18 protein-coding genes, 2 pseudogenes and 1 riboswitch are annotated in these 21,817 nt (G+C 61.6%); of the genes and pseudogenes, 13 read left to right on the top strand and 7 right to left on the bottom strand.

All coding sequences use genetic code 11. The features are described from left to right. The first annotated feature begins 102 nt into the window (after positions 1–102). Entirely contained in the window at positions 103–906 is an 804-nt protein-coding gene (dapB, locus tag ISP15_RS10470; protein WP_404547250.1) for a 4-hydroxy-tetrahydrodipicolinate reductase, read from the top strand. Positions 907–1,041: 135 nt separating this feature from the next. Then, positions 1,042–1,180, top strand: a riboswitch (yybP-ykoY riboswitch). A gap of 93 nt (positions 1,181–1,273) precedes the next feature. After that, positions 1,274–2,278: a sodium:calcium antiporter gene (locus tag ISP15_RS10465; protein WP_404547249.1), complete on the top strand. Its 1,005-nt coding sequence runs from the start codon at positions 1,274–1,276 to the stop codon at positions 2,276–2,278. Positions 2,279–2,357: 79 nt separating this feature from the next. Here the strand turns inward: ISP15_RS10465 and ISP15_RS10460 are convergent, their stop codons facing one another. Next, positions 2,358–3,062, bottom strand: coding sequence for a 2OG-Fe(II) oxygenase (locus ISP15_RS10460; protein WP_404547248.1), 705 nt, complete (start codon positions 3,060–3,062; stop codon positions 2,358–2,360). A gap of 214 nt (positions 3,063–3,276) precedes the next feature. Between ISP15_RS10460 and carA the strand changes: the two genes are divergently transcribed. From carA to greA, 3 genes are read left to right on the top strand one after another with little or no spacing between them, the layout of a single operon-like run. Next, positions 3,277–4,413, top strand: coding sequence for a glutamine-hydrolyzing carbamoyl-phosphate synthase small subunit (gene carA / locus ISP15_RS10455; protein ID WP_404547247.1), 1,137 nt, complete (start codon positions 3,277–3,279; stop codon positions 4,411–4,413). After that, complete coding sequence (gene carB, locus ISP15_RS10450) at positions 4,406–7,633, top strand: carbamoyl-phosphate synthase large subunit (protein ID WP_404547246.1); 3,228 nt, start codon at positions 4,406–4,408, stop codon at positions 7,631–7,633. The genes carA and carB overlap by 8 nt, the downstream gene beginning before the upstream one ends. After that, positions 7,630–8,106, top strand: a complete 477-nt coding sequence (greA, locus tag ISP15_RS10445; protein ID WP_404547245.1) for a transcription elongation factor GreA — start codon at positions 7,630–7,632, stop codon at positions 8,104–8,106. Before carB ends, greA begins: the two co-directional genes overlap by 4 nt. Positions 8,107–8,149: 43 nt before the next feature. Here greA and ISP15_RS18630 read toward each other — a convergent pair. From ISP15_RS18630 to ISP15_RS10420, 6 genes and pseudogenes are all read right to left on the bottom strand, one after another. After that, positions 8,150–8,572, bottom strand: a pseudogene (locus ISP15_RS18630) (methyl-accepting chemotaxis protein); the annotation flags it as partial. Positions 8,573–8,716: 144 nt separating this feature from the next. Then, a pseudogene (locus ISP15_RS18625) lies at positions 8,717–9,493 on the bottom strand (PAS domain-containing protein); the annotation flags it as partial. Between the two features lie 194 nt (positions 9,494–9,687). Further along, positions 9,688–9,813, bottom strand: coding sequence for a type B 50S ribosomal protein L36 (gene ykgO, locus ISP15_RS10435; protein WP_008215056.1), 126 nt, complete (start codon positions 9,811–9,813; stop codon positions 9,688–9,690). Between the two features lie 63 nt (positions 9,814–9,876). After that, positions 9,877–10,788 (bottom strand): LysR substrate-binding domain-containing protein, encoded by a 912-nt coding sequence (locus ISP15_RS10430; protein WP_404547243.1) that lies wholly within the window; start codon positions 10,786–10,788, stop codon positions 9,877–9,879. A 232-nt stretch (positions 10,789–11,020) separates the two neighbouring features. Further along, a complete protein-coding gene (locus tag ISP15_RS10425; RefSeq protein ID WP_404547241.1) occupies positions 11,021–13,039 on the bottom strand; it encodes an oxidoreductase in 2,019 nt (672 codons plus the stop codon). A gap of 82 nt (positions 13,040–13,121) precedes the next feature. After that, on the bottom strand, positions 13,122–13,379 hold the full coding sequence (locus ISP15_RS10420) for an acyl-CoA-binding protein (protein WP_404547240.1): 258 nt from the start codon (positions 13,377–13,379) through the stop codon (positions 13,122–13,124). 108 nt (positions 13,380–13,487) lie between these two features. Here ISP15_RS10420 and cmk point away from each other — a divergent pair, with 108 nt between their 5' ends. The 8 genes from cmk (at position 13,488) to galU (ending at position 21,746) form a co-directional block, all read left to right on the top strand. After that, complete coding sequence (cmk, locus tag ISP15_RS10415; RefSeq protein ID WP_404547238.1) at positions 13,488–14,168, top strand: (d)CMP kinase; 681 nt, start codon at positions 13,488–13,490, stop codon at positions 14,166–14,168. A 160-nt stretch (positions 14,169–14,328) separates the two neighbouring features. Continuing rightward, the gene (gene rpsA, locus ISP15_RS10410) at positions 14,329–16,002 is read left to right on the top strand and encodes a 30S ribosomal protein S1 (protein ID WP_404547237.1); all 1,674 of its coding nucleotides are present in this window, start codon (positions 14,329–14,331) and stop codon (positions 16,000–16,002) included. Positions 16,003–16,015: 13 nt separating this feature from the next. Continuing rightward, complete coding sequence (locus tag ISP15_RS10405; RefSeq protein ID WP_404547273.1) at positions 16,016–16,372, top strand: integration host factor subunit beta; 357 nt, start codon at positions 16,016–16,018, stop codon at positions 16,370–16,372. 150 nt (positions 16,373–16,522) lie between these two features. Continuing rightward, the gene (locus tag ISP15_RS10400; RefSeq protein ID WP_404547236.1) at positions 16,523–16,783 is read left to right on the top strand and encodes a DUF1049 domain-containing protein; all 261 of its coding nucleotides are present in this window, start codon (positions 16,523–16,525) and stop codon (positions 16,781–16,783) included. Continuing rightward, complete coding sequence (gene lapB / locus ISP15_RS10395) at positions 16,780–17,955, top strand: lipopolysaccharide assembly protein LapB (protein WP_404547235.1); 1,176 nt, start codon at positions 16,780–16,782, stop codon at positions 17,953–17,955. The genes ISP15_RS10400 and lapB overlap by 4 nt, the downstream gene beginning before the upstream one ends. Then, positions 17,948–18,991, top strand: a complete 1,044-nt coding sequence (locus ISP15_RS10390; protein WP_404547234.1) for an MraY family glycosyltransferase — start codon at positions 17,948–17,950, stop codon at positions 18,989–18,991. Before lapB ends, ISP15_RS10390 begins: the two co-directional genes overlap by 8 nt. After that, entirely contained in the window at positions 18,978–20,873 is a 1,896-nt protein-coding gene (locus tag ISP15_RS10385; RefSeq protein ID WP_404547233.1) for a polysaccharide biosynthesis protein, read from the top strand. Before ISP15_RS10390 ends, ISP15_RS10385 begins: the two co-directional genes overlap by 14 nt. Further along, entirely contained in the window at positions 20,874–21,746 is an 873-nt protein-coding gene (galU, locus tag ISP15_RS10380) for a UTP--glucose-1-phosphate uridylyltransferase GalU (protein WP_404547232.1), read from the top strand. Positions 21,747–21,817: the final 71 nt, after the last annotated feature.

Below are 21,817 nucleotides of genomic sequence, written 5' to 3'. Positions count from 1 at the left end.
GCGTGCGCGGCTCGGCAGACATGCATGCATTGAACTAAGCTGAGCCCAGCGCGCCCGGACAGGGCTAATCGACTCCCGCCCGGGACGATAAGGAATACATCCATGGTGCAAGCCATCCGCCTGGCCATCAATGGCGCTTCTGGTCGCATGGGCCAAGCATTGCTCACATTGGTACGCGAGGACCAACGCTTCGAGCTGGTACGCGCCATAGTGCGGGTAGGCTCCGTGCACGATGGCGTGCCGGTGTTCGGCGAACAGGTCGATGCCCTGCGTTATTCGCATGATTGGAACGCTATGCCGCCTGTCGATGCCATGGTCGATTTCAGCGGGCCGGATGGTCTTGCCATCGCGTTGGCACATTGCACCGAGCATGGCATTGCGCTGGTCACCGGAACCACGGGTATCGACGCTGCCCTCGAGGCAACGCTGGATCAGGCAAGCAAGCGCATCGCAATCTTGCGCGCGGCCAACTTCAGCCTGGGCGTTGCCGTGCTGACCCGCCTGTTGCGCGAAGCGGCCACGGCGCTGCCTGACTGGGATCTGGAAATCGTCGAATCGCATCACGGCCGCAAGGAGGATGCGCCGTCAGGCACGGCGCTCGCGCTGGGCCATGCTGCGGCGGCCGCGCGCGGCGGCAGCCTGGAGCAGGCGGGTGTCTACACGCGCGAAGGACGTCCAGGTATACGTCGTCACGGCAGCATCGGCTTCGCGGTCGTGCGTGGGGGCGACGTGGTGGGGGAGCACACCGCATTGCTGTTCGGGCAGGGCGAGCGGGTCGAACTGAGCCACCGCGCTACGGACCGCTCCATCTTTGCGCGCGGCGCGCTGGAGGCGGCCGCGTGGTTGGTCAAGCAAGGGCATGGCAGTTATGGCATCGATGACATGCTGCAGTCGCGCCGTTCCTGACAACCCGGTTGGCCCAACGCAGGCCCGTTATTCCAATACACGCTTTTCCCAGCGCTGGCGCGCCCAGCGCGCGCCCGTTCGCCCGCGCCGGGCGACCAAGCGTTGTCTGCAGTGGTAGAGGCCTGTACCATCCCTCGCGTTGTCATTGGGGAGTAGCCATCCTCGACGCATCGAGCCGACAGGTCGTGCTTCGGGGAATCCGCGTCAACATACTTGAAGCCGGTTGCTTCATGGCGCGGATGGTTATCGCAGGCGGTTGCGTCAGCGATGGTCCGGCGAGACCTTTGGCCACGACACGACTTACCCAGGCCGGGCAAGCCGTGCGCGTGTGCCATGGGTTTTTCGTTCGCCCGGCCAGGAAGCGTCCATGCTCGTCGTCGCACTGTTGTTCCTGCTTTCCGCCGGAGCCATCTATCTGGCCTGCGAGTATTTCGTCAACGGCATCGAATGGCTGGGACACAAGCTCGATTTTGGCGCGACTGCCACGGGCACGGTGCTGGCTGCGTTCGGTACGGCGCTGCCGGAGAGCGCGGTAACTTTCGTAGCGGTAATTTTGGGGCGAACCGCACAGGTGCGGGACATCGGGGTTGGCGCAGCACTGGGTGGTCCCCTGGTGCTTGCCACCATTGCCTACGCGGTCGTCGGGATTGCGTTGTGGAGCAACCGCCGGCGCCTGGGGCGAAACGATCTGTGCGTGCAGGTGGAGCATGCGCGGCTCGCGCGGGATCAGCTGTGGTTCCTGTCGATCTTCGTGGTGAAATGCGGCCTTGGCCTGGTCGCTTTCGCCTTCAAACCGTGGCTGGGTGTGTTGTTTCTAGCCGCCTACGTTTTCTACGTATGGCGCGAGTTGAAGCATGGCGATGACGGTGCGGATCATGAACCGCTTGAGCCGCTGATGTTTCAGCGCGACGCCGCAACACCCTCGCTCAAGATGGTGCTGCTGCAGACGGTCTTGGCGTTACTGGTGATTGCTTTCGCGTCGCATGTGTTTGTAGGGCAGATCGAAAGCATTGGCGCCGCCATGCATATGCCTCCGCATCTGGTGGCGCTGGTGCTCAGCCCGGTTGCCACCGAATTGCCGGAAACCATGAATGCGCTGATCTGGGTACGCCAGGGCAAGGAGCGTCTGGCATTGGCCAACATCTCCGGCGCGATGATGATCCAGGCCACCATTCCAAGCGCGTTGGCCTTGTTTGCTACGCCATGGATGTTCGACCGGCCGCTGATCGTGTCGGGCGTCATCACCACCATCGCCATCGTCTACCTGTGGTGGCTGTTCCATCGGGGGCGCGTCGATGGACGCAAGCTGGTACCGGTGGGCTTGCTTTACGCCGTGTTTGCCCTCTACGTGGGCTGGCATGTCCTGACCTGATACCTTTCGCGGTATGCGCCGCCGCTCCTGCGCATCGCTGCCAGCGCGGTGAGCCGGTCCGTTCGGTTGGTGCGACTGTTCAGGCGTCGCGCGTCTTGTGCGCCGCGTTGCGATCGCGGCCCGCACCGAGTTTTCGATCCAGCGCGCCAAACAGCTTCTTGAAGGTGCGCGAGAATTTGCCGCGCTTGGTCTTGCGCAGCTTCTCGTCTTCGCTGGTCAGCCAAGCCACCTGTATCACCCGTCGCTCGCCCTCGTAAGGCAGATGGCCGTGGAAGGAGTTGTCGCAGCGCTTGAATACGGCAAATTCGCCGTACAGCGGCTTGAGTTCGGGTACGACGAGATCGTCGATGTTGTCGATGCGATTAAGGAAGCGCAGGCAACCGTCGCTGGTATCCGGCCATTGCGTATTCAAGTAGAGCAGGGCGGTGGCGACCTTGGAGCGGCTGTCGGTGTGGATGGTGCCGTGGCGCTTGTTCAGTGCGCGGCACAGGGTCACCAGCGTGGGATATCCGCCGAGGTCCTGGATGCCCAGGTAACGGCCGATCGCGCTGGCGAATTCCGGGGTGGTCAATTGCTGTACCAGGGCGTTGATCGAAGGTCCGCAGTCCGAAGGGTCGTAAGGAAAGAAACCGGCGCTGGCGTACCTGGGAAAATCCCGCTCCAGATCGGCGCGCGCCTCGTCCGGCAATTGCCCGTGCGCAATCATGAACGGAAACGGTTGCTCGCGTATGTCCGTATCCGGGCGATCGAGACGGATAGGATCGAGCAGGACGGTGGCGTTCATGGAGTTTCGTAGCTTCCCTGGCTAAGTTGCCGCCAGTCTAGCGCGAGCGCGGCATACATGCCTTGCGGGACAGCGCTTTTGCTATCGGTTGCGGTGGACAGAACGCCGCTCGCCACCTATCATTTCTACCCGCCCGAGACTTTCCTTGACCCAAGGTCCACAAGCCTGCTTCCGCGCGGCTTGCGGGCTTTGCTGCACCCTTAAAGGCGGCCCCATGCCCATTCCCGCTCTGCTTGCCCTCGAAGACGGCAGCGTGTTCCACGGCCACGCCGTTGGCGCGTTTGGCGAAACCGTTGGCGAAGTGGTTTTCAATACGGCGATGACGGGCTATCAGGAGATCCTCACCGATCCATCCTATGCCCGCCAGATCGTCACCCTGACCTATCCCCATATCGGTAACACCGGCTGTAACGCCGAAGACGCAGAATCCAGCACCGTGCACACCGCCGGCCTGATTGTGCGCGATGTGCCGCGCCGGGCCAGTAACTGGCGTAGCAGCGAAAGCCTGCCTGACTACCTCAAGCGTCACGGTATCGTGGCGATCGCCGGCATCGACACGCGGCGCTTGACCCGCATCCTGCGCGACAAAGGCGCCCAGAACGGTTGCATCGTGGCCGGCGAAACGGTCGACGCCGACGCCGCACTGGCCAGGGCGCGCGCTTTCCCTGGCTTGAACGGCATGGATCTGGCCAAAGTGGTCAGTGTCGATAAGCCGTACATCTGGGACGAAGGCATATACGACCTCGACCGCACCGCGTTCAGCCGACCGGATCGACGCTTCAAGGTGGTGGCCTATGATTTCGGCGTGAAGCGCAACATCCTGCGCCTGCTGGCCGAGAGCGGGTGCGAGATCACCGTGGTGCCGGCGCAGACGGCAGCCAGCGACGTGCTGGCGATGAAGCCCGATGGAGTATTTCTTGCCAATGGGCCCGGTGATCCGGCCGCGTGCGATTACGCCATTGCCGCCACGCGCCAGTTCCTGGCGGCGAAGATGCCCCTGTTCGGTATCTGCCTTGGCCATCAGATCATGGGCCTGGCGGTAGGTGCCAAGACCTTGAAGATGAAGTTCGGCCATCACGGCGCCAACCATCCGGTGAAGGACCACGACGACGGCCGTGTGCTGATCACCTCCCAGAACCATGGTTTCGCGGTGGATCCCGGCACGCTGCCCGCCAACGTGCGCATTACCCACACCTCGCTGTTCGACGGTTCGCTGCAAGGTTTCGCGTTGACCGATCGTCCGGCTTTCTGCTTCCAGGGCCATCCGGAAGCAAGTCCCGGTCCGCTGGATGTGCGCTACCTGTTCGACCGTTTTGCCAAGCTGATGCAGGAGAGCCGCACGCATGCCTAAGCGTTCCGATATCAAGAGCATCCTCATCATCGGCGCCGGTCCGATCGTCATCGGCCAGGCTTGCGAGTTCGACTACTCCGGCGCGCAGGCTTGCAAGGCGCTCAAGGAAGAGGGTTACCGGGTGATCCTGGTGAACTCCAATCCCGCCACGATCATGACCGATCCGGAGACTGCCGACGCCGTCTACATCGAGCCGATCAACTGGCAGACGGTGGAGCGCATCATTGCCAAGGAACGTCCCGATGCGGTGCTGCCGACCATGGGCGGCCAGACCGGTCTTAATTGTGCGCTCGACCTGGCCGACCACGGCGTGCTCGAAAAGTATGGCGTGGAATTGGTTGGCGCTTCGCGCGAAGCCATTCGCATGGCCGAAGACCGTGAACTGTTTCGCGTAGCGATGTCCGAGATCGGCCTTGAGTGCCCGAAGGCCGCGGTAGCGCGCTCGTTCGAGCAGGCGGTCGAGATCCAGGCTACCGTCGGCTATCCCACCATTATCCGGCCGAGCTTCACGCTCGGCGGATCGGGTGGCGGTATCGCGTACAACCGCGAGGAATTCGAAGAAATCGTCAAGCGCGGCCTGGAGCTTTCCCCGGTGCATGAAGTGCTTGTCGAAGAGTCCGTGCTTGGCTGGAAAGAATTCGAGATGGAAGTGGTCCGCGACAAGGCGGACAACTGCATCATCGTGTGTTCGATCGAAAACCTCGATCCGATGGGCGTGCACACCGGCGACTCGATCACGGTAGCCCCGGCGCAGACCCTGACCGACAAGGAATACCAGCGCCTGCGCGATGCCTCGATCGCGGTGCTGCGCAAGATTGGCGTGGATACCGGCGGTTCCAACGTGCAGTTCGGCGTAAACGCCGATACCGGTCGCGTGGTGGTGATCGAGATGAATCCGCGCGTCTCGCGTTCGTCGGCGCTGGCTTCCAAGGCAACCGGCTTCCCGATCGCCAAGATCGCGGCCAAGCTCGCCGTCGGCTATACGCTGGACGAACTCAAGAACGACATCACTGGTGGACGCACGCCAGCCTCGTTCGAACCGACCATCGATTACGTAGTTACCAAGATCCCGCGCTTTGCCTTCGAGAAATTCCCGCAGGCCGACGCACGCCTCACCACCCAGATGAAGTCGGTGGGCGAAGTGATGGCGATGGGCCGCAGCTTCCATGAGTCGCTGCAGAAGGCGCTGCGTGGTTTGGAGATCGGCAAGACCGGCCTGAATCCGACCGGACTGGATATCGGCACCGACGATGGCCTGGCGACACTGAAGCGCGAGTTGCGCGAGCCGCGTCCCGATCGCGTGTTCCATCTGGCCGATGCGTTCCGCGCCGGCCTGACGCTGGAAGAAGTGCACGATCTGAGCCACGTTGATCCATGGTTCCTTGCTGCGTTCGAAGACATCGTGCTGACCGAGAAGGAAGTGCAGGAGCAGGGCCTGACCGCGCTCGACGCAGCACGCATGCGCGAGCTGAAGCGCCTGGGCTTTTCCGATGCACGCCTGGCGGAGCTCACCAGGACCGACGAAACGGCCGTGCGTCACCTGCGCCGCACGCTCGGCGTGCGCCCTGTATACAAGCGCGTGGACTCCTGTGCGGCCGAGTTCGCCACGACCACTGCGTATATGTATTCGACCTACGAGGAAGAGTGCGAAGCCAACCCGAGCAACCGCGACAAGATCATCGTGCTCGGCGGCGGCCCGAACCGGATCGGGCAGGGTATCGAATTCGACTACTGCTGCGTGCATGCGGCGCTGGCGCTACGCGAGGACGGGTTCGAGACCATCATGGTCAACTGCAACCCGGAGACGGTTTCCACCGACTATGACACCTCCGATCGCCTCTACTTCGAACCGCTGACGCTCGAAGACGTGCTGGAGATCGTGGATCTGGAAAAGCCCAAGGGCGTCATTGTGCAATACGGCGGGCAGACGCCGCTGAAGTTGGCGCGAGCGCTGGAAGCGGCCGGTGCGCCGATCATTGGTACTTCGCCGGATTCGATCGACCTGGCCGAAGATCGTGAGCGCTTCCAGCAAATGATCAGCAAGCTGGGCCTGACCCAGCCGCCGAACCGCACCGCGCGCAATGCCGACGAAGCGCTGGCGCTCGCGCGCGAGATCGGCTATCCGCTGGTCGTGCGCCCAAGCTACGTGTTGGGTGGACGGGCCATGGAAGTGGTGTACGACGATGCCGATCTGGCGCGCTACATCCGCGAGGCCGTGCAGGTGTCGAACGATTCGCCGGTGCTGCTCGACCGCTTCCTCGACCATGCTGTCGAGGTCGATGTCGACATCATCGCCGACCAGGAGGGCAATGTACTGGTCGGCGGCATCATGGAGCACATCGAAGAAGCCGGCGTGCATTCCGGCGATTCGTCCTGTTCGCTGCCGCCGTATTCGCTCACGCCTGCGGTGCAGGACGAACTGCGTCGCCAGGTTGCCTTGATGGCGAAGGAGCTCAAGGTCATCGGCCTGATGAATACGCAGTTCGCGATCCAGGGCGATACCGTTTTCATCCTGGAAGTAAATCCGCGTGCTTCGCGTACCGTGCCGTTCGTCTCCAAGGCGACCGGCGTCGCGCTTGCCAAGATCGCCGCGCGCTGCATGGCGGGCCGCAGCCTGGCGGCGCAAGGCACGACTCGCGAGGTGATTCCGGATTACTACTCCGTGAAGGAAGCGATCTTCCCGTTCCTGAAATTCCAGAATGTCGATCCGATCCTTGGTCCGGAAATGCGCTCCACCGGCGAAGTGATGGGCGTAGGCCGCAGCTTCGGTGCTGCCTTCGCGCGGGGCCATGACGCGGCCGGCATCAAGACGCCGCCGAAGGGCAAGGTGTTTGTCTCAGTGCGTGATGCCGACAAAGAGCGCCTGCTCACGGTTGCCAAGGACATTGCCGCGCGCGGGTTCACGCTGGTCGCCACATCGGGCACGGCCACTTATCTCACCGCGCACGGCGTTATCTGCGAGCGCATCAACAAGGTGCTGGAAGGCCGGCCGCACATCGTCGATCTGATCAAGAACGGCGAAATTGTCTATATCGTCAACACCACCGAGGGCAAGCAGGCCATCGCTGACTCGTTCTCGATCCGGCGCGAAGCCTTGCAGCATCGCGTTACTTATTCCACCACCGTGGCAGGCGCGCGTGCGCTGGTGCATTCGCTGGATTTCCACGATAACGGCGAAGTGCATAGCCTGCAGGAACTTCACAAGGAGCTGAGCGCATGAGTCGCGCCCCCATCACCAAAGTCGGATCGGAACGCCTGCGCGGCGAGCTCGAGCGCCTGAAGTCAGTCGAACGGCCGAAAATCATCGCGGCCATTGCCGAAGCGCGCGCGCACGGCGACCTCAAGGAAAACGCCGAATACCATGCGGCGCGTGAACAGCAGAGCTTCATCGAGGGGCGCATCGCCGAGTTGGAAGCGGCGTTGTCGACTGCGGAAGTAATCGATGTGTCGCGCTTGAGTCCCGGCAACAAGGTGGTGTTCGGCGCGACCGTGGATCTGGAAGATGAGGACAGTGGCGAAGCGGTGACCTATCAGATCGTCGGCGACCTGGAAGCCGACATCAAGCAGCGCCTGATCGCCGTGTCCTCGCCGATCGCGCGTGCCCTGATCGGCAAGAGCGCTGGCGACAGTTTCGAGTTCACGGCGCCCAATGGCGTGAAGCACTACGAAATTACGGGCGTCAGTTACGAATAAAAGGACTGGCCGGCGGGGCTATGTATGCCGCCGGCCGCAATCACTAAGCCGTCGCTGTATGACCGGCACGCAACCGCTCGATGGCGCGATTGACCTGGGCGATGCCGCTGGCTTGTGAGTCCGCCGCGTTCGCGATTTGTCCCACCCGCTCGTTCACCTGCAGCGCCGAAGCCACGATGGCATGCATGGCCTCGCCGGCCTGCCTTGCGCGCTGGCTGCCTTCGGCCAGCGAATCGACGGCGTTCTGGATCAGCTCGCGAATATCGCGTGCTGATTGCGCGCTCCGCTGCGCCAATGCGCGGACTTCCTGTGCCACTACACCAAAGCCACGGCCTTGCTCGCCAGCGTGCGCTGCTTCCACCGCCGCATTGATCGCCAGGATATTGGTCTGGAAGGCAATGGAATCCATCACCCCGATGATTTCGGCCATGCTTTGCGCGCGCTGGTTGATATCGCTGATCGTACCGACCAGCTCGTTCACCATGGATCCGCCAGAGCTTGCGCTGCTGCTGGCATCATTGGCCAGGCTCCTCGCGTTCGAGGCCTGGCTGGCAATGGCCGGCACGGTTTCCGAGAGCGAACCCAGTGCACTCTGCAGGGTTTGTACGGCCCGTGTCTGCTCAGTGACGTCGGTAGCGTATTTGACGATCTTGAAAGGCCGTCCGGTCATATCCAGGATGGGATTGTAAGTAGCCTGGATCCAAACTTCCGTACCATCCTTGCGGACACGGCTGAACAGGCCCGCGTTGTATTCGCCTTCGCGCAAGCGGGCCCAGAATTCGCGATAGGCTTCGCTTTCGCGCGTGGCGGCGTCCACGAACAGGCGATGGTGACGACCGACTACTTCCTCGCGCTGATAACCGAGCGTGGCAAGGAAATTGTCATTGGCGTCGAGAATGGTGCCATCAAGATCAAAACTGATCACCGCCTGTGCACGATTGATCGCGGCGAGACGGCCTTCCATATCGGCCGTTTGCAAACGCTGCGCGGTCACGTCGATCGCATGCTTGACCACCTTGAACGGGCGTCCGCGCCGGTCCAAGATCGGACTGTAGCTGGCCTGGATCCATACTTCGCGGCCGCCCTTGGCCATGCGTTTGTATTGCCCTGTGTAATGCTCGCCTGAGCCGAGGCGTTCCCAGAATTTCTTATAGTTGTCGCCTTCGCGCTCGACCGGATCGACGAACATGCGGTGATGGTTGCCGATCACCTCCTTGCGTTCATAACCCATGGTCCGCAGGAAATTTTCGTTCACGTCCAGGATGGTGCCGTCCAGGCGGAACTCGATGATAGCTTGTGCCTTGTGCAGCGCCTCGATCTGTCCCTGCAATTCGCTGCGCGAACGGAAGCGGCGATAGTTCCAGAACAATGTCCGTAGACGGTTCATAGCGAGCCCCTCCCAGAGGCCAGGATGCCTTGCATCCCGGTGACATTTTCGATGACGTCCCTGACTGGGTTTCATCGCTTCGTTCCATGTTCATCGGCGCACCAAAAAGGAACTTTAGGTAGTCAAGGATTCCATGTTCAGGGCATAAAAAAAGCCGCTTCGCAGCGGCTCTTTTTAAGGGTTCATGGCGTCGATCAACGCTGACGCGCCTTGAAGCGCGGGTTGCTCTTGCAGATCACGAACACTTTACCGCGACGGCGCACAACCTTGCAGTCGCGATGCCGCTGCTTGGCGGACTTCAAAGAGGAAAGCACCTTCACGGCAGGCTCCTGGAGCGAAATGAGTCAAAGAAAGCACGCAAGTATAACGATTTGAAGCATTTATCACAAGCCCAGCGCCGCCTTGGCCTCAAAGACGGTTTGCAGGAATTGCAGTACCACTGGCGACGGATTCTCCGCACGGCTTGCCACGGCCAACAAGAGATGAGCGTCTGGATCGGCGAGCGGAACATAGCTGACGCCGGCCAGCTTGACTACCTGCATGCTGGCCGGAACCAGTGCCAGGCCTATGCCCGCAGCGACCAAGGCGATCAGTCCATTAAGTTGCTGGGCTTGCTGGCGGATGACGGGATGGAAGCCGGCGCTGGCGGCGAGTCGCACCAGCCGGTCATAGAGCGTGGCGGCCAATTCGCGAGGCTGGACGACGAAAGGCTCGCCAGCGGCTTCGCCAAGTTCCACATGATCGCGGCCGGCCAGCCGGTGGCCGGCGGGCAGGGCAAGCAGTAGCGGCTCGCGATCGATGACATCCAGCCGCAAGCAGCGGGCATCGTCTTCATGGGCAGGCATGTCGCGCACGAAGCCAACGTCGATCTGGCCCGCGCGCAAAGCGGAAAACTGCGGCTCGGTATACATCTCGCTCAGCAAGACCTGCACGTTTGGAGCGTGTTGGCCTGAGCGCAACAATATCTGTGGAAGGGCCGGATGGAACGATACTGAGACCGTATAAGCCAGCCTGAGCTGGCCGCTGAATCCTGCCGCCGCCTCGGCCACTCGGGTGCGCGCGTCTTCGGCCATCGCAAGAATCTGCCGAGCTTGTTCGAGGAACAGTTTGCCCGGCGCGGTAAGGGCCACGTTGCGCTTGTCGCGCTCCAGCAGGCGAGTGCCCAGGTCCTGTTCGAGCGCCTGGATCTGCTGGGAAAGCGGCGGCTGGGAAAGATGCAGGCGTTGCGCGGCGCGCGTAAAGCTCAACTCCTCGGCGACCGCGATGAAGTAGCGCAATTGGCGAAAATCAAACATATATGACTTTCATATGAATCGGGCTTTAAATATATATTTGATTCTGTATCAGGTCGATCATAATATATCCCTGTCGCGGCACTGACCCCCTCCCCCCGAGTGCCGTTGACCCTCGCCCCGCAGCGACGCTACCCCCGCGGTATTCGGCCTCCCTCCCCAGAGCCCATACCGACGCGTCGCCAGCGGGGCGCTTCCTTTTCTGCTTTCCGAATCAATCGGTTGAGGAGCTCCCTTAAAGCTCCGTGGCAAGTCGTGTGCCCTGGGCGATGGCGCGTTTGGCGTCGAGTTCCGCCGCGACATCGGCTCCGCCGATGACATGTACACGCTGGCCTAGGGCGATGAGCTCGTCGGCCAGCTTTCGATTTGGCTCCTGGCCGGCGCAGATCACCACATGGTCGACGGGCAATACCTGCGAATTGCCGTCTACGCTGATGTGCAGGCCCTCATCGTCGAAACGCTCATAGGTGACACCCCCGAGCATGGTCACCTGTTTGTTCTTCAGTGTGGCGCGATGGACCCAGCCGGTGGTCTTGTTCAGGCGTGCGCCGGGGCGTCCCGCACTGCGCTGTAGCAGCCAGACTTGCCGCGCAGGAGCCTCGGGCTGTGGTGATTTGAGTCCGGCACGCTGCGTCAGATGTAGGTCGATGCCCCATTCGCGGGTCCATCTTTCGACGTCGGTGCTGGGGGAGGGTGCCGGTTCGGTGAGAAATTCGGCGACATCGAAGCCGATGCCGCCGGCGCCGATAACCGCAACGCGGGCTCCGGCCACCTTGTTGTGCGCAAGGATGTCGAGATAGCTAAGGACGCTGGAATGATCGCTGCCTGGAAAGTTCACCTTGCGCGGGGTAATCCCGGTTGCCGTTACCACCTCGTCAAATCCGCCGGCGGCAAGAGTGGCCGCGCTGGCTGGCTGGCCCAGTTGCAGACGTACGCCAGCATCGGCCAGGCGATGGCGGAAATAGCGCAGGGTCTCGCTGAATTCTTCTTTGCCAGGAATGCGCCTGGCGTAATTGAACTGACCGCCAATGTCCTGCGCGCTATCGATCAGCGTCACCTCGTGGCCGCGCTCGGCGAGCGTAGCCGCGCAGGCCATGCCGGCTGGGCCTGCGCCAACGACGCCGACATGCTTGCGCGTGGCGGCAGGAACGATCCGCAGTTCGGTCTCGTGGCAGGCGCGCGGGTTTACCATGCAACTGGCGCGCTGATTCTGGAACACATGATCGAGACACGCCTGGTTGCAGGCGATGCATGTATTGATGCGTTCGCTGCGGCCCGCTTTGGCTTTTGCGGGCCACTGCGGATCGGCAAGCAGCGGACGGGCCATCGATACCATGTCCGCCGCGCCGCTGGCGATTACCTGCTCGGCGACGTCGGGCATATTGATGCGGTTGGTCGCAATCAACGGAATCGATACTTCGCCTTTCAATTTTTTCGTGACCCACGCGAAGCCGGCCCGCGGCACGCTGGTGACGATGGTCGGTATACGCGCTTCGTGCCAGCCGATGCCGGTGTTGATGATGCTGGCGCCGGCAGCCTCAATGGCCTTGGCAAGTGCCACGATTTCCTGCCAGTCCTGTCCACCCTCGACCAGGTCCAGCATCGACAGGCGATAGATGATGATGAAATCGGGCCCGACCGCTTCGCGCATGCGCCGAACGATTTCAACCGGAAAGCGCATGCGCCGTGTCGCGTCGCCGCCCCATTCGTCCTGGCGTCGGTTGGTACGCTCGGCGATGAATTGGTTGATCAGATAGCCTTCCGAGCCCATCACTTCCACGCCGTCGTAGCCGGCATCTTGCGCAAGCCGGGCGCAGCGGACGAAATCATTGATGGTGCGCTCGACCGCGCGTGCGTCGAGCGAACGCGGCGTAAAAGGCGTGATCGGCGATTTGATGCGAGAGGGAGCCACCGACAGCGGGTGATAGCCGTAGCGTCCTGCATGCAGTATCTGCATGCAGATGCGTCCGCCTTCAGCGTGGACGGCGCCGGTAATCTTGCGATGGCGGGGCTTATGCCAGGGCAGGCTCATCCGGCCGCCGAAGGGTTTGAGCCATCCTTCGATGCTGGGTGCGATGCCTCCAGTCACCATCAGCCCGACGCCGCCTCGCGCACGCTCGGCAAAATAAGCGGCGAGTTTGTCGAAATCGGCGGACCTGTCCTCCAGCCCGGTATGCATCGATCCCATCAGGATGCGGTTGGGCAGGGTGACCTGACCCAGCGCAAGCGGGGCAAACAAGTGGGGGTAGTTCATGTGGCGACCGTCTTCAAACGATCGTATGAATGTGCCCGCTATGCGTCGTGGGCGCAAGTGGCCCGCGCGCGGCACCCTGATTTCAATCCAGCAATTGTCGTACCAGCGAAATGTACTGCCGCATGGCTTCTTCCTGCGGCATGCCTTTTAACAATGACCAGGCCTCCTGCTTGGCGGTGCCGATGAAATCGAAGAAGCCTGGCTGGCATCCGTGCACATCGCCATCCGTGCTTTGCTTGAAAAGCGCGTAAAGCCTCAGCAGGGTGTCGTTGTCGGGACGTTCGCCTGATCGCTTGATATCCGCGGCCGCTTGCTTGAACTGGTCTTGCAGATCGTTCATGGCGGATGATTGGAAAGGCTGGTTCATGGGCTGAAAATGGGTAAGCATGCGCGGGGCACCCTGGTAAACACGTTAAGCTAAGCACTTCCCGTGCCATCAGGTCATTCCATGCAAACACGTCCGCCTGCGCCCGTACTTACCATCGACGGACCGTCCGGATCGGGCAAAGGCACGATCAGCCGGCTGGTGGCCGAACACCTGGGCTGGCGGCTGTTGGACTCCGGTGCGCTGTACCGGGCGGTTGGCTACGCGGCCGGCATGGCCGGGCTGGACCTGTCCGATGCGGAAGCGGTCACCCGTTGTGCGGAAACCACGAAGATCCAGTTTCGAGCGGCGCCCAATGACGGCGAAACGCGGGTGATCGTCAACGGACATGATGCCACCGATGAGCTCCGGACCGAAACCGCCGGGGCCGCGGCGTCGGCGATCGCCTCGGTGCCTTCCGTCCGCCATGCGTTGGTGGGCCTGCAGCTTGGCTTCCGCAAGCCGCCTGGGCTGGTGGCCGACGGGCGCGACATGGGCACCGTGATCTTCCCCGATGCGTCGTTCAAGGTTTTCCTGACCGCCAGTGCTGCCGAAAGGGCGAAAAGACGCTATAAGCAGTTGAAGGAAAAGGGGCTAAGCGTTACACTTTCATCCCTTCAGAGCGAAATTGAAGCGCGTGACGCCCGCGATGCCTCGCGAACCGTTGCGCCGCTCAAGCCCGCCCGCGATGCGGTGCTGGTGGATACCACCGGCATGGGGATCGAGGATGTGGTCGCTAATGTTTTGGCCGTCGTGAAACCGTAAAGCGGTCACGGCGGCTTTGGTGCTTCATGTCGCGGCATGGAGTTTTGGGTCAACGGTGCGAGGGAGCCATCCCGACACACCCACAACCGGTGGGCCTGCCCATGCGCAAACATCCGACGGCGCATTGGGGTTGGGGCCTTTTCTTATTTCTGGAATCAACATGACTGAAAGTTTTGCCGAACTGTTTGAACAGAGCCAACAGGCCATCTCCAAGCTGAAGCCGGGCGCCATCGTCACGGGTATCGTTGTGGAAATCCGCAACGACGTCGTCGTGATCAACGCCGGCCTCAAGAGCGAAGGCATCGTCCCGATCGAGCAATTCAAGGACGAGAAGGGTGAGTTGGAAGTGCAGGTGGGTGACGAGGTGAAGGTTGCCCTCGATGCACTCGAAGACGGTTTCGGCGAGACCAAGTTGTCCCGCGAGAAAGCCAAGCGTTCCATGGTGTGGGACGACCTCGAGCAGGCGTTCGACAAGGAAGAGACCATCACCGGCATGATCTCCGGCAAGGTCAAGGGCGGTTTCACCGTCGACATCAAGGACGTTCGCGCGTTCCTGCCCGGTTCGCTGGTTGATGTGCGCCCGGTGCGCGATCCGGTGTACCTGGAAGGCAAGGCGCTCGAGTTCAAGATCATCAAGCTGGACCGCAAGCGCAACAACGTCGTTGTCAGCCGCCGCGCCGTCGTCGAGACCGAGTTCTCCGAAGAGCGCGAGAAGCTGCTGGAACGCCTGACCGAAGGCGCGGTGGTGAAGGGTACCGTCAAGAACCTCACCGATTACGGCGCATTCGTGGATCTGGGCGGTATCGACGGCCTGTTGCACATCACCGACATGGCATGGAAGCGCGTGCGTCATCCTTCCGAAGTGGTCAATGTCGGCGACGAGCTGGACGTGCGCGTGCTGAAGTACGATCGCGAGCGCAACCGCGTATCGCTGGGCCTGAAGCAGCTGGGCGACGATCCGTGGGTCAATATCTCGCGCCGTTATCCGGTTGGCAGCCGCCTGTTCGGCAAGGTTTCCAACGTCACCGATTATGGTTGCTTCGTCGAGATCGAGCCCGGTGTCGAGGGCCTGGTCCACGTGTCCGAAATGGATTGGACCAACAAGAACGTCAATCCGGCCAAGGTCGTGCAGGTCGGCGACGAGACCGAAGTGATGGTGCTGGACGTGGATGAAGAGCGTCGCCGCATCTCGCTGGGTATCAAGCAGACGCGCTCCAATCCTTGGGAAGCGTTCGCAGCGATGCACAAAAAGAACGACAAGGTATCCGGCCAGATCAAGTCGATCACCGACTTCGGTATCTTTATCGGCCTGGACGGCGGTATCGATGGCTTGGTGCACCTGTCCGACATTTCCTGGCAGGCATCCGGCGAAGACCTGGTGCGCAATTTCAAGAAGGGCGACGAGATCGAGGCCGTGGTGCTGGCCGTGGATCCGGAGCGCGAACGCATCTCGCTTGGCATCAAGCAGATGGAGCAGGATCCGTTCGGTCACTTCATGGCTGTCCATCAGCGCGGTGCGATCGTCAATGGCACCGTCAAGGAAGTGGACGCCAAGGGCGCGGTGATCGACCTGGGCGACGGCGTCGAGGGCTACCTGCGTGCCAGCGACATCGCCAAGGAGCGCGTCGACGATGCAACCCAGCATCTGAAAGTTGGCGACAGTGTCGAAGCCAAGTTCACCGGGATGGATCGCAAGGGACGTCAGCTGTCGCTGTCGATCCGCGCCAAGGACGAGGAAGAGCTGCAGGACGCCATGGCCGAGTATTCGTCCGCGTCCGGTGGCACGACTAAGCTTGGGGCGCTGCTCAAGGAGCAGCTCAACAAGGCTGATTGATGTAGTGCCTGCAGTGGGGCGGCGTTTTTCGCCGCCCCAACTCGTTCCACGTCACGGACATTGGGGACCCATGACCAAATCCGAGCTGATTGAGGCGCTGGCGAGGCGTCAGACCCATCTTGCGTTTGGCGACGTCGAGCTGGCGGTCAAGAACGTTATCGAACAGATGAGCCAGGCCCTTGCCAGCGGCGAGCGCATCGAAGTGCGCGGCTTTGGCAGCTTCGCCCTGCATTACCGCCCACCGCGTATGGGCCGCAATCCGAAGACCGGCGATGCCGTCGCGTTGCCAGGCAAGCATGTTCCGCATTTCAAGCCCGGCAAGGAACTGCGAGAGCGCGTCAATATGTGCCTGGAACAGCAGAGCGGCTGATCGTTACTTCCATGCTTATTCCGACAGGCAGGCAGCCTTTGGCTGATCCTGCCTTTCTTTTTTTTCCGGCGGACGAAGAAAGTCGATCCTGGCTGAATCGCTCTTCACATATCCCTGTGAGGCGTACAACCAATCAGGTAAAGTCGCGCGATGCGACTGATCGTGATGCTGTTATTGCTGCTGTTCATCGCCGGGGGAGTGGTGCTCGGGGCGCTCAATGCGGACCTCGTCGGCTACGACCTCGCGTTTGCGCGTATCCAGGTTCCCAAGGGGGCTGCCTTGCTGGCTACGCTCGCCATAGGCTGGATTCTCGGTGGCCTGACGGCGTGGCTGGGTGTTAGCAGCCGGCACCGCCGCGAGCGACGGCGCGCGGCGAAACCCGGGAATGGCAAGGCGTCGAGCACGCCATGAACATCCTCTATTCGCTGCTGGCTCTGCTCATACCGGCGGCTTTCCTCAGCGGCTGGTGGACAGCGCGGCGCGCGGGCGTGCGCCGTTCGGGCGCCCAGGTCAGCGAACTTTCTTCCGATTATTTCCGCGGCTTGAATTACCTGCTAAACGAAGAGCAGGACAAGGCTATCGAGGTTTTCCTCAAGCTTGCCGAGTACAACCGCGACACCGTCGAAACCCATCTCGCCCTGGGCAACTTGTTCAGGCGGCGGGGTGAAGTGGATCGCGCTATCCGCCTGCATCAGCATCTGGTATCCAGGCCAGGTTTGTCCGAAGGCATGAAAACGGTGGCTTTGCTGGAGCTGGGCGAAGACTACATGCGTGCCGGCCTGCTTGATCGTGCCGAGGCGTTGTTTTCCGACCTGGTAGCGATGAATGCGCACGCACCATCCGCCTTGCGCCATCTTATTGCGATCTACCAGCACGAGCGCGACTGGCACAAGGCCATCGAGCATGCCCGCCGGCTGGAAACCATGACCGGGGAAGAAGAGGCCACCACCATCGCGCAGTTTTATTGCGAGCTGGCCGAACAGTCGCGCCAGCATGGCGCGCGCGCCGAAGCGCGCGAATATCTGCAGCATGCGTTCGCGTGCCAGTCCGATTGCGTGCGCGCCTTCATGCTCACCGGACGCCTTCTTGCGGAAGAAGGACGCCACGCCGATGCGGTCGATGTATACGAACGCGCAGTAGGTGCTGACATCGCCTTCGTGCCTGAGATCCTGCCGCCCCTGCTGGACAGCTATGCGCGCTCGGGCCAGATGGAACGGGCCGAAGCTTTCCTGCGCGATATCCTTGCGCGTTATCACGGCATCTCGCCGGTGCTGGCGCTGACGCACCTGTACCAGCAGCGCGATGGTGAAAAGCCCGCCATCGACTTTCTTACTTCGCAATTGCGACAGCGTCCTTCCGTGCGTGGCCTGATGGCTCTCATCGATGCCACCATGGACAAGATCGAAGGCGAAGCAAGAGAAAATTTCCTGATCCTGCGCGATCTCACCCGCAAACTACTGGAAGGCCAGGCCATGTATCGCTGCAGTCATTGTGGCTTCGGCACCAAGGCCCATCATTGGCAATGTCCCAGTTGCAAGGGTTGGAGCACGATCAGGCCAATCCATGGCGTCGCCAATGAGTGAGGTTGTCGTGGCTGCCTTCGCCCCGATTGCGCTCGCCGTGTTGTTCGCTTTCCTGATCGCCCTAGGGCTGGTGCGCGCGGCGATTGCCTACGCGCATCGCCGCGGCATGCTGGACCAGCCCGGCCAACGGCGCTCGCACAGCATGCCTACGCCACGTGGCGGCGGCATCGGCATCGTTGTCGCGATACTGCTTACTGTGCCGGTGTGCCTGCTTCATATGCACTCCTGGCCGCTTCACTTCGTCATCACTCTATTGGTCGCGCTCGCACTGTCGGCCTGGATCGGGTGGTGGGACGATCACAGTTCCTTGCCGGCGCTTCCACGGCTCGGGGTGCAAATACTGGCCGTTACATCGTTTTCCTACGCCTTGCTGGTTGGCGGCCCAGGTTTGCTTTGGTTGCCGGCGCTGGTTCTGGGCGGAGCGTGGAGCATCAACTTGCACAACTTTATGGATGGCATCGACGCCATTCTGGCGCAGCAAGGCATTTTCGTAGCCTGCGGCCTTGCCTTGCTGGCTGGATATGCCGGACAGCTGCCCTTGGCCGGGGCGTCGGCATGCGTCGCCGCGGCGTGTCTTGGCTTCTGGTGCTACAACCGCTCACCCGCCCGTATTTTCATGGGAGACGTGGGCAGCGGCAGCCTTGGTTTTGTGTTGTTTGCGCTGACGGCCATGCTATGGCGCCTGCACTGGCCATTACTGTGGCCAGCCCTTGTTCTCAGTTCGGCGTTCGTGACGGATGCGAGCCTGACCTTGCTGGTCCGTATTCTGAGAGGGCGCCGCTGGTACACTGCGCACCGCGAACATCTGTATCAATGGATCGTGCGAAAGGGACATACGCATGCTGCGGGGGCAGGGTGGTACTTGGGGTGGAACCTATTGGTAGCGGCGCCGCTGGCGCTGTTGGCTTACAGTAAACCAGGGATGGGGCCAGTGGCCTGCATCGGCGTTTATGCGGTCGCGGCCGTTGTCTGGCTGGCCGCCAAGCAACGCCTGGCCCGACGGGATCGATACAAGGTTAGTCATGTCCATACGTAAATGGGTCGGCATAGTTCATCCGCGAGTGGCCGTGGTTGCACACGACCTGCTCGTCACGGCGCTTGCCTGGTGGGTTGCCAAGGAACTGCGATACGCCCTGGATTCGCAATGGGTAGTTACCTTCGGGTTCTTTGAATTCCCGATCGTATTGCTGGTCCAGGGACTGGTCTACGCATGGACAGGCCTCTACAAGGGCGTGTGGCGCTTCGCGAGCTTGCCTGACCTCTGGAATATCCTGCGCGCGGCCATTGTCGGTACGGTGGCGATCGGCGTGGCCTTGTTCCTTTATGGGCGCCTCGATGGCGTGCCACGCTCGATCCTGCTGCTGTATCCGTTCGTGCTGGCATTGTTCCTGGGCGCGCCGCGACTGACCTACCGCTTCTGGAAGGATAGCCGCCTCGACCTTTTCATGAATGCCAGTACCCAGCGCGTGCTGATTGTTGGGGCGGACCGGGCTGGCGAAGCACTTGCCCGTGATCTGCATCGCGATAGTCGCTATCTGGTCGTCGGCTTTGTCGACGACAAGCGTTCGTTGCGCGGTGCCCGCATCAATGGCAAGCCAGTGCTGGGTACGCTGGAGCAATTGCCGGAAGTGGCCAAGGAAGCCGCGGTGCAGATGCTGCTGATCGCCTTGCCCGGCGCCAGCGCGAGGCAGATGCGCCAGGTCGTGGAATTATGCGACCGAACCGGACTTCCTTATCGCACTGTTCCCAAGCTCGAGGATGTCGTGGCGGGGCGTGCGCAGTTCAATCAAATCAAGGAAGTATCGATCGAGGATCTGCTGGGCCGCGACGCCATCGAGCTGGATTGGACCAGGATCCGCGAAACGCTTACCGGCCGGCGCGTGCTGATAACCGGTGGCGGCGGCTCGATCGGTTCGGAGCTATGCCGGCAAGTGGCCCGGCTTGGCGTGCATGCGCTGACGATCGTCGAATCGTGCGAATACAACCTCTATCAGATCTCGCAGGAATTGCGCTCAGCTTATCCGGAACTGTTGCTCAATAGCGTGCTGGCCGACTGTGGCGATGCCGTGGCGATGCGACGCCTGTTCACCGAGGTGATGCCGCAGGTGGTATTCCATGCCGCCGCCTACAAGCATGTGCCGATGCTGCAAGGTCAGTTGCGCACGGCAGTGCGCAACAATGTGTTGGCGACGCGCACCATCGCCGACCTGGCCAGCGAAATCCGCGTGGAATGCTTCGTGCTGATCTCCACCGACAAGGCGGTCAACCCCACCAGCGTCATGGGCGCCTGCAAGCGCATCGCCGAAATCTGGTGCCAGAATCTCAACGCGCATTCGAACACGCATTTCATCACCGTGCGATTCGGCAACGTGCTCGATTCGGCCGGTTCCGTCGTGCCGCTGTTCCGTCAGCAGATCCGTGCGGGTGGCCCGGTGACCGTAACGCATCCGGAAATTTCCCGTTATTTCATGACTATTCCGGAAGCCACCCAACTGATCCTTCAGGCCGCGGCACTGGGCAATGGCGGCGAGATCTTCGCGCTGGACATGGGTGAGCCGGTGAAGATCCGCGACCTGGCCGAACAGATGATCCGGCTCGCCGGAAAGAAACCCGGCACCGAGATACCGATCATCTACACCGGCCTGCGCTCAGGCGAAAAACTGTTCGAAGAGCTGTTCCATCCACTGGAAAACTACAGCGCCACCACACACAACAAGATATTCCTGGCACAGCATCGACCGGTTTCCTGGGATTTGCTGCAAGCGCAGATGGCAAGGGCCGATGCCGCCGTCAGCGGTTACGACGAGGGCGAGCTGCGTCAATGCGTGTCCAATCTGCTTCCATCATTCAGCTGGAACGACGTAGCCCAACCGGACAACGTGGTTCCGATTCGCCGCAACGAAATTGGAGAAAAGTGAGTGAGCAAGCCATTGCGCAAGGTAGTGTTTCCAGTGGCCGGCTTGGGCACACGTTTTTTGCCCGCCACCAAAGTCGTCGCCAAGGAAATGCTGCCGGTTCTTGACAAGCCGCTGATTCAATACGCGGTCGATGAAGCTGTCGACGCGGGTGCCGATACCCTCATATTCGTCACTAACCGCTACAAGCACGCTATCGCCGACTATTTCGACAAGGCCTACGAACTGGAAGCCAAGCTGCAGGAAAAGGGCAAGGACGAGCTGCTTGCGCTGGTGCAGGGAACGCTTCCCCCCCATGTACGCGCGATCTTTGTTACCCAGCCTGAGGCGTTTGGCCTCGGACATGCAGTGTTATGCGCCAAACCTGTTGTAGGTGACGAGCCGTTCGGCGTCGTGCTTCCCGACGACCTGATCTGGAACGAAGGCAAGGGTGCCCTGCGGCAGATGGCGGAACTCGGTGAAGCGGAGAACGCGGGCGTCATCGCGGTCGAGGAAGTGCCGCAGGACCAGACCGACAAGTACGGGATCGTCGATGCCGAACCGATCGACGAGCGCAGCGCGCGCATTCGCTTCATGGTCGAAAAGCCGAAGCCTTCCGAGGCCCCCTCCAATCTGGCCGTCGTGGGCCGATATGTATTGCCAGGCCGCATTTTCCAGTTGCTTGAACAGACCAAGCCTGGCGCGGGCGGCGAGATCCAGTTGACCGACGCCATCGAGGCATTGCTGACCGAGCAAGGCAAGGTGCTTGCCTATCGTTTCGAAGGCACCCGTTTTGACTGCGGCAATAAGGCCGGCCTGGTGCGGGCAACCATGCACATGGCTATGCAGGATCCGGTCCTTGCGCAGACCGTCCGCGACGTAGCCAGCAAACTCTAAGTATCTTTCAGCGACGCGCGCCGGCATTCCGGCGCGTTGCGCGCGCCTTCGGCGCCTCGGCGCCGGTGGCC

It is taken from the genome of Dyella jejuensis (assembly GCF_044904675.1).
Lineage (GTDB): Bacteria > Pseudomonadota > Gammaproteobacteria > Xanthomonadales > Rhodanobacteraceae > Dyella_B > Dyella_B jejuensis.
This window is presented reverse-complemented; position numbering and strand designations above follow the sequence as displayed.

Coding starts and splice junctions, on each gene's coding strand:
- dapB (WP_404547250.1), top strand. CDS start 103: ATGGTGCAAGCCATCCGCCTGGCCATCAATGGCGCTTCTGGTCGCATG.
- ISP15_RS10465 (WP_404547249.1), top strand. CDS start 1,274: ATGCTCGTCGTCGCACTGTTGTTCCTGCTTTCCGCCGGAGCCATCTAT.
- ISP15_RS10460 (WP_404547248.1), bottom strand. CDS start 3,062: ATGAACGCCACCGTCCTGCTCGATCCTATCCGTCTCGATCGCCCGGAT.
- carA (WP_404547247.1), top strand. CDS start 3,277: ATGCCCATTCCCGCTCTGCTTGCCCTCGAAGACGGCAGCGTGTTCCAC.
- carB (WP_404547246.1), top strand. CDS start 4,406: ATGCCTAAGCGTTCCGATATCAAGAGCATCCTCATCATCGGCGCCGGT.
- greA (WP_404547245.1), top strand. CDS start 7,630: ATGAGTCGCGCCCCCATCACCAAAGTCGGATCGGAACGCCTGCGCGGC.
- ISP15_RS10430 (WP_404547243.1), bottom strand. CDS start 10,788: ATGTTTGATTTTCGCCAATTGCGCTACTTCATCGCGGTCGCCGAGGAG.
- ISP15_RS10425 (WP_404547241.1), bottom strand. CDS start 13,039: ATGAACTACCCCCACTTGTTTGCCCCGCTTGCGCTGGGTCAGGTCACC.
- ISP15_RS10420 (WP_404547240.1), bottom strand. CDS start 13,379: ATGAACGATCTGCAAGACCAGTTCAAGCAAGCGGCCGCGGATATCAAG.
- cmk (WP_404547238.1), top strand. CDS start 13,488: ATGCAAACACGTCCGCCTGCGCCCGTACTTACCATCGACGGACCGTCC.
- rpsA (WP_404547237.1), top strand. CDS start 14,329: ATGACTGAAAGTTTTGCCGAACTGTTTGAACAGAGCCAACAGGCCATC.
- ISP15_RS10400 (WP_404547236.1), top strand. CDS start 16,523: ATGCGACTGATCGTGATGCTGTTATTGCTGCTGTTCATCGCCGGGGGA.
- lapB (WP_404547235.1), top strand. CDS start 16,780: ATGAACATCCTCTATTCGCTGCTGGCTCTGCTCATACCGGCGGCTTTC.
- ISP15_RS10390 (WP_404547234.1), top strand. CDS start 17,948: ATGAGTGAGGTTGTCGTGGCTGCCTTCGCCCCGATTGCGCTCGCCGTG.
- ISP15_RS10385 (WP_404547233.1), top strand. CDS start 18,978: ATGTCCATACGTAAATGGGTCGGCATAGTTCATCCGCGAGTGGCCGTG.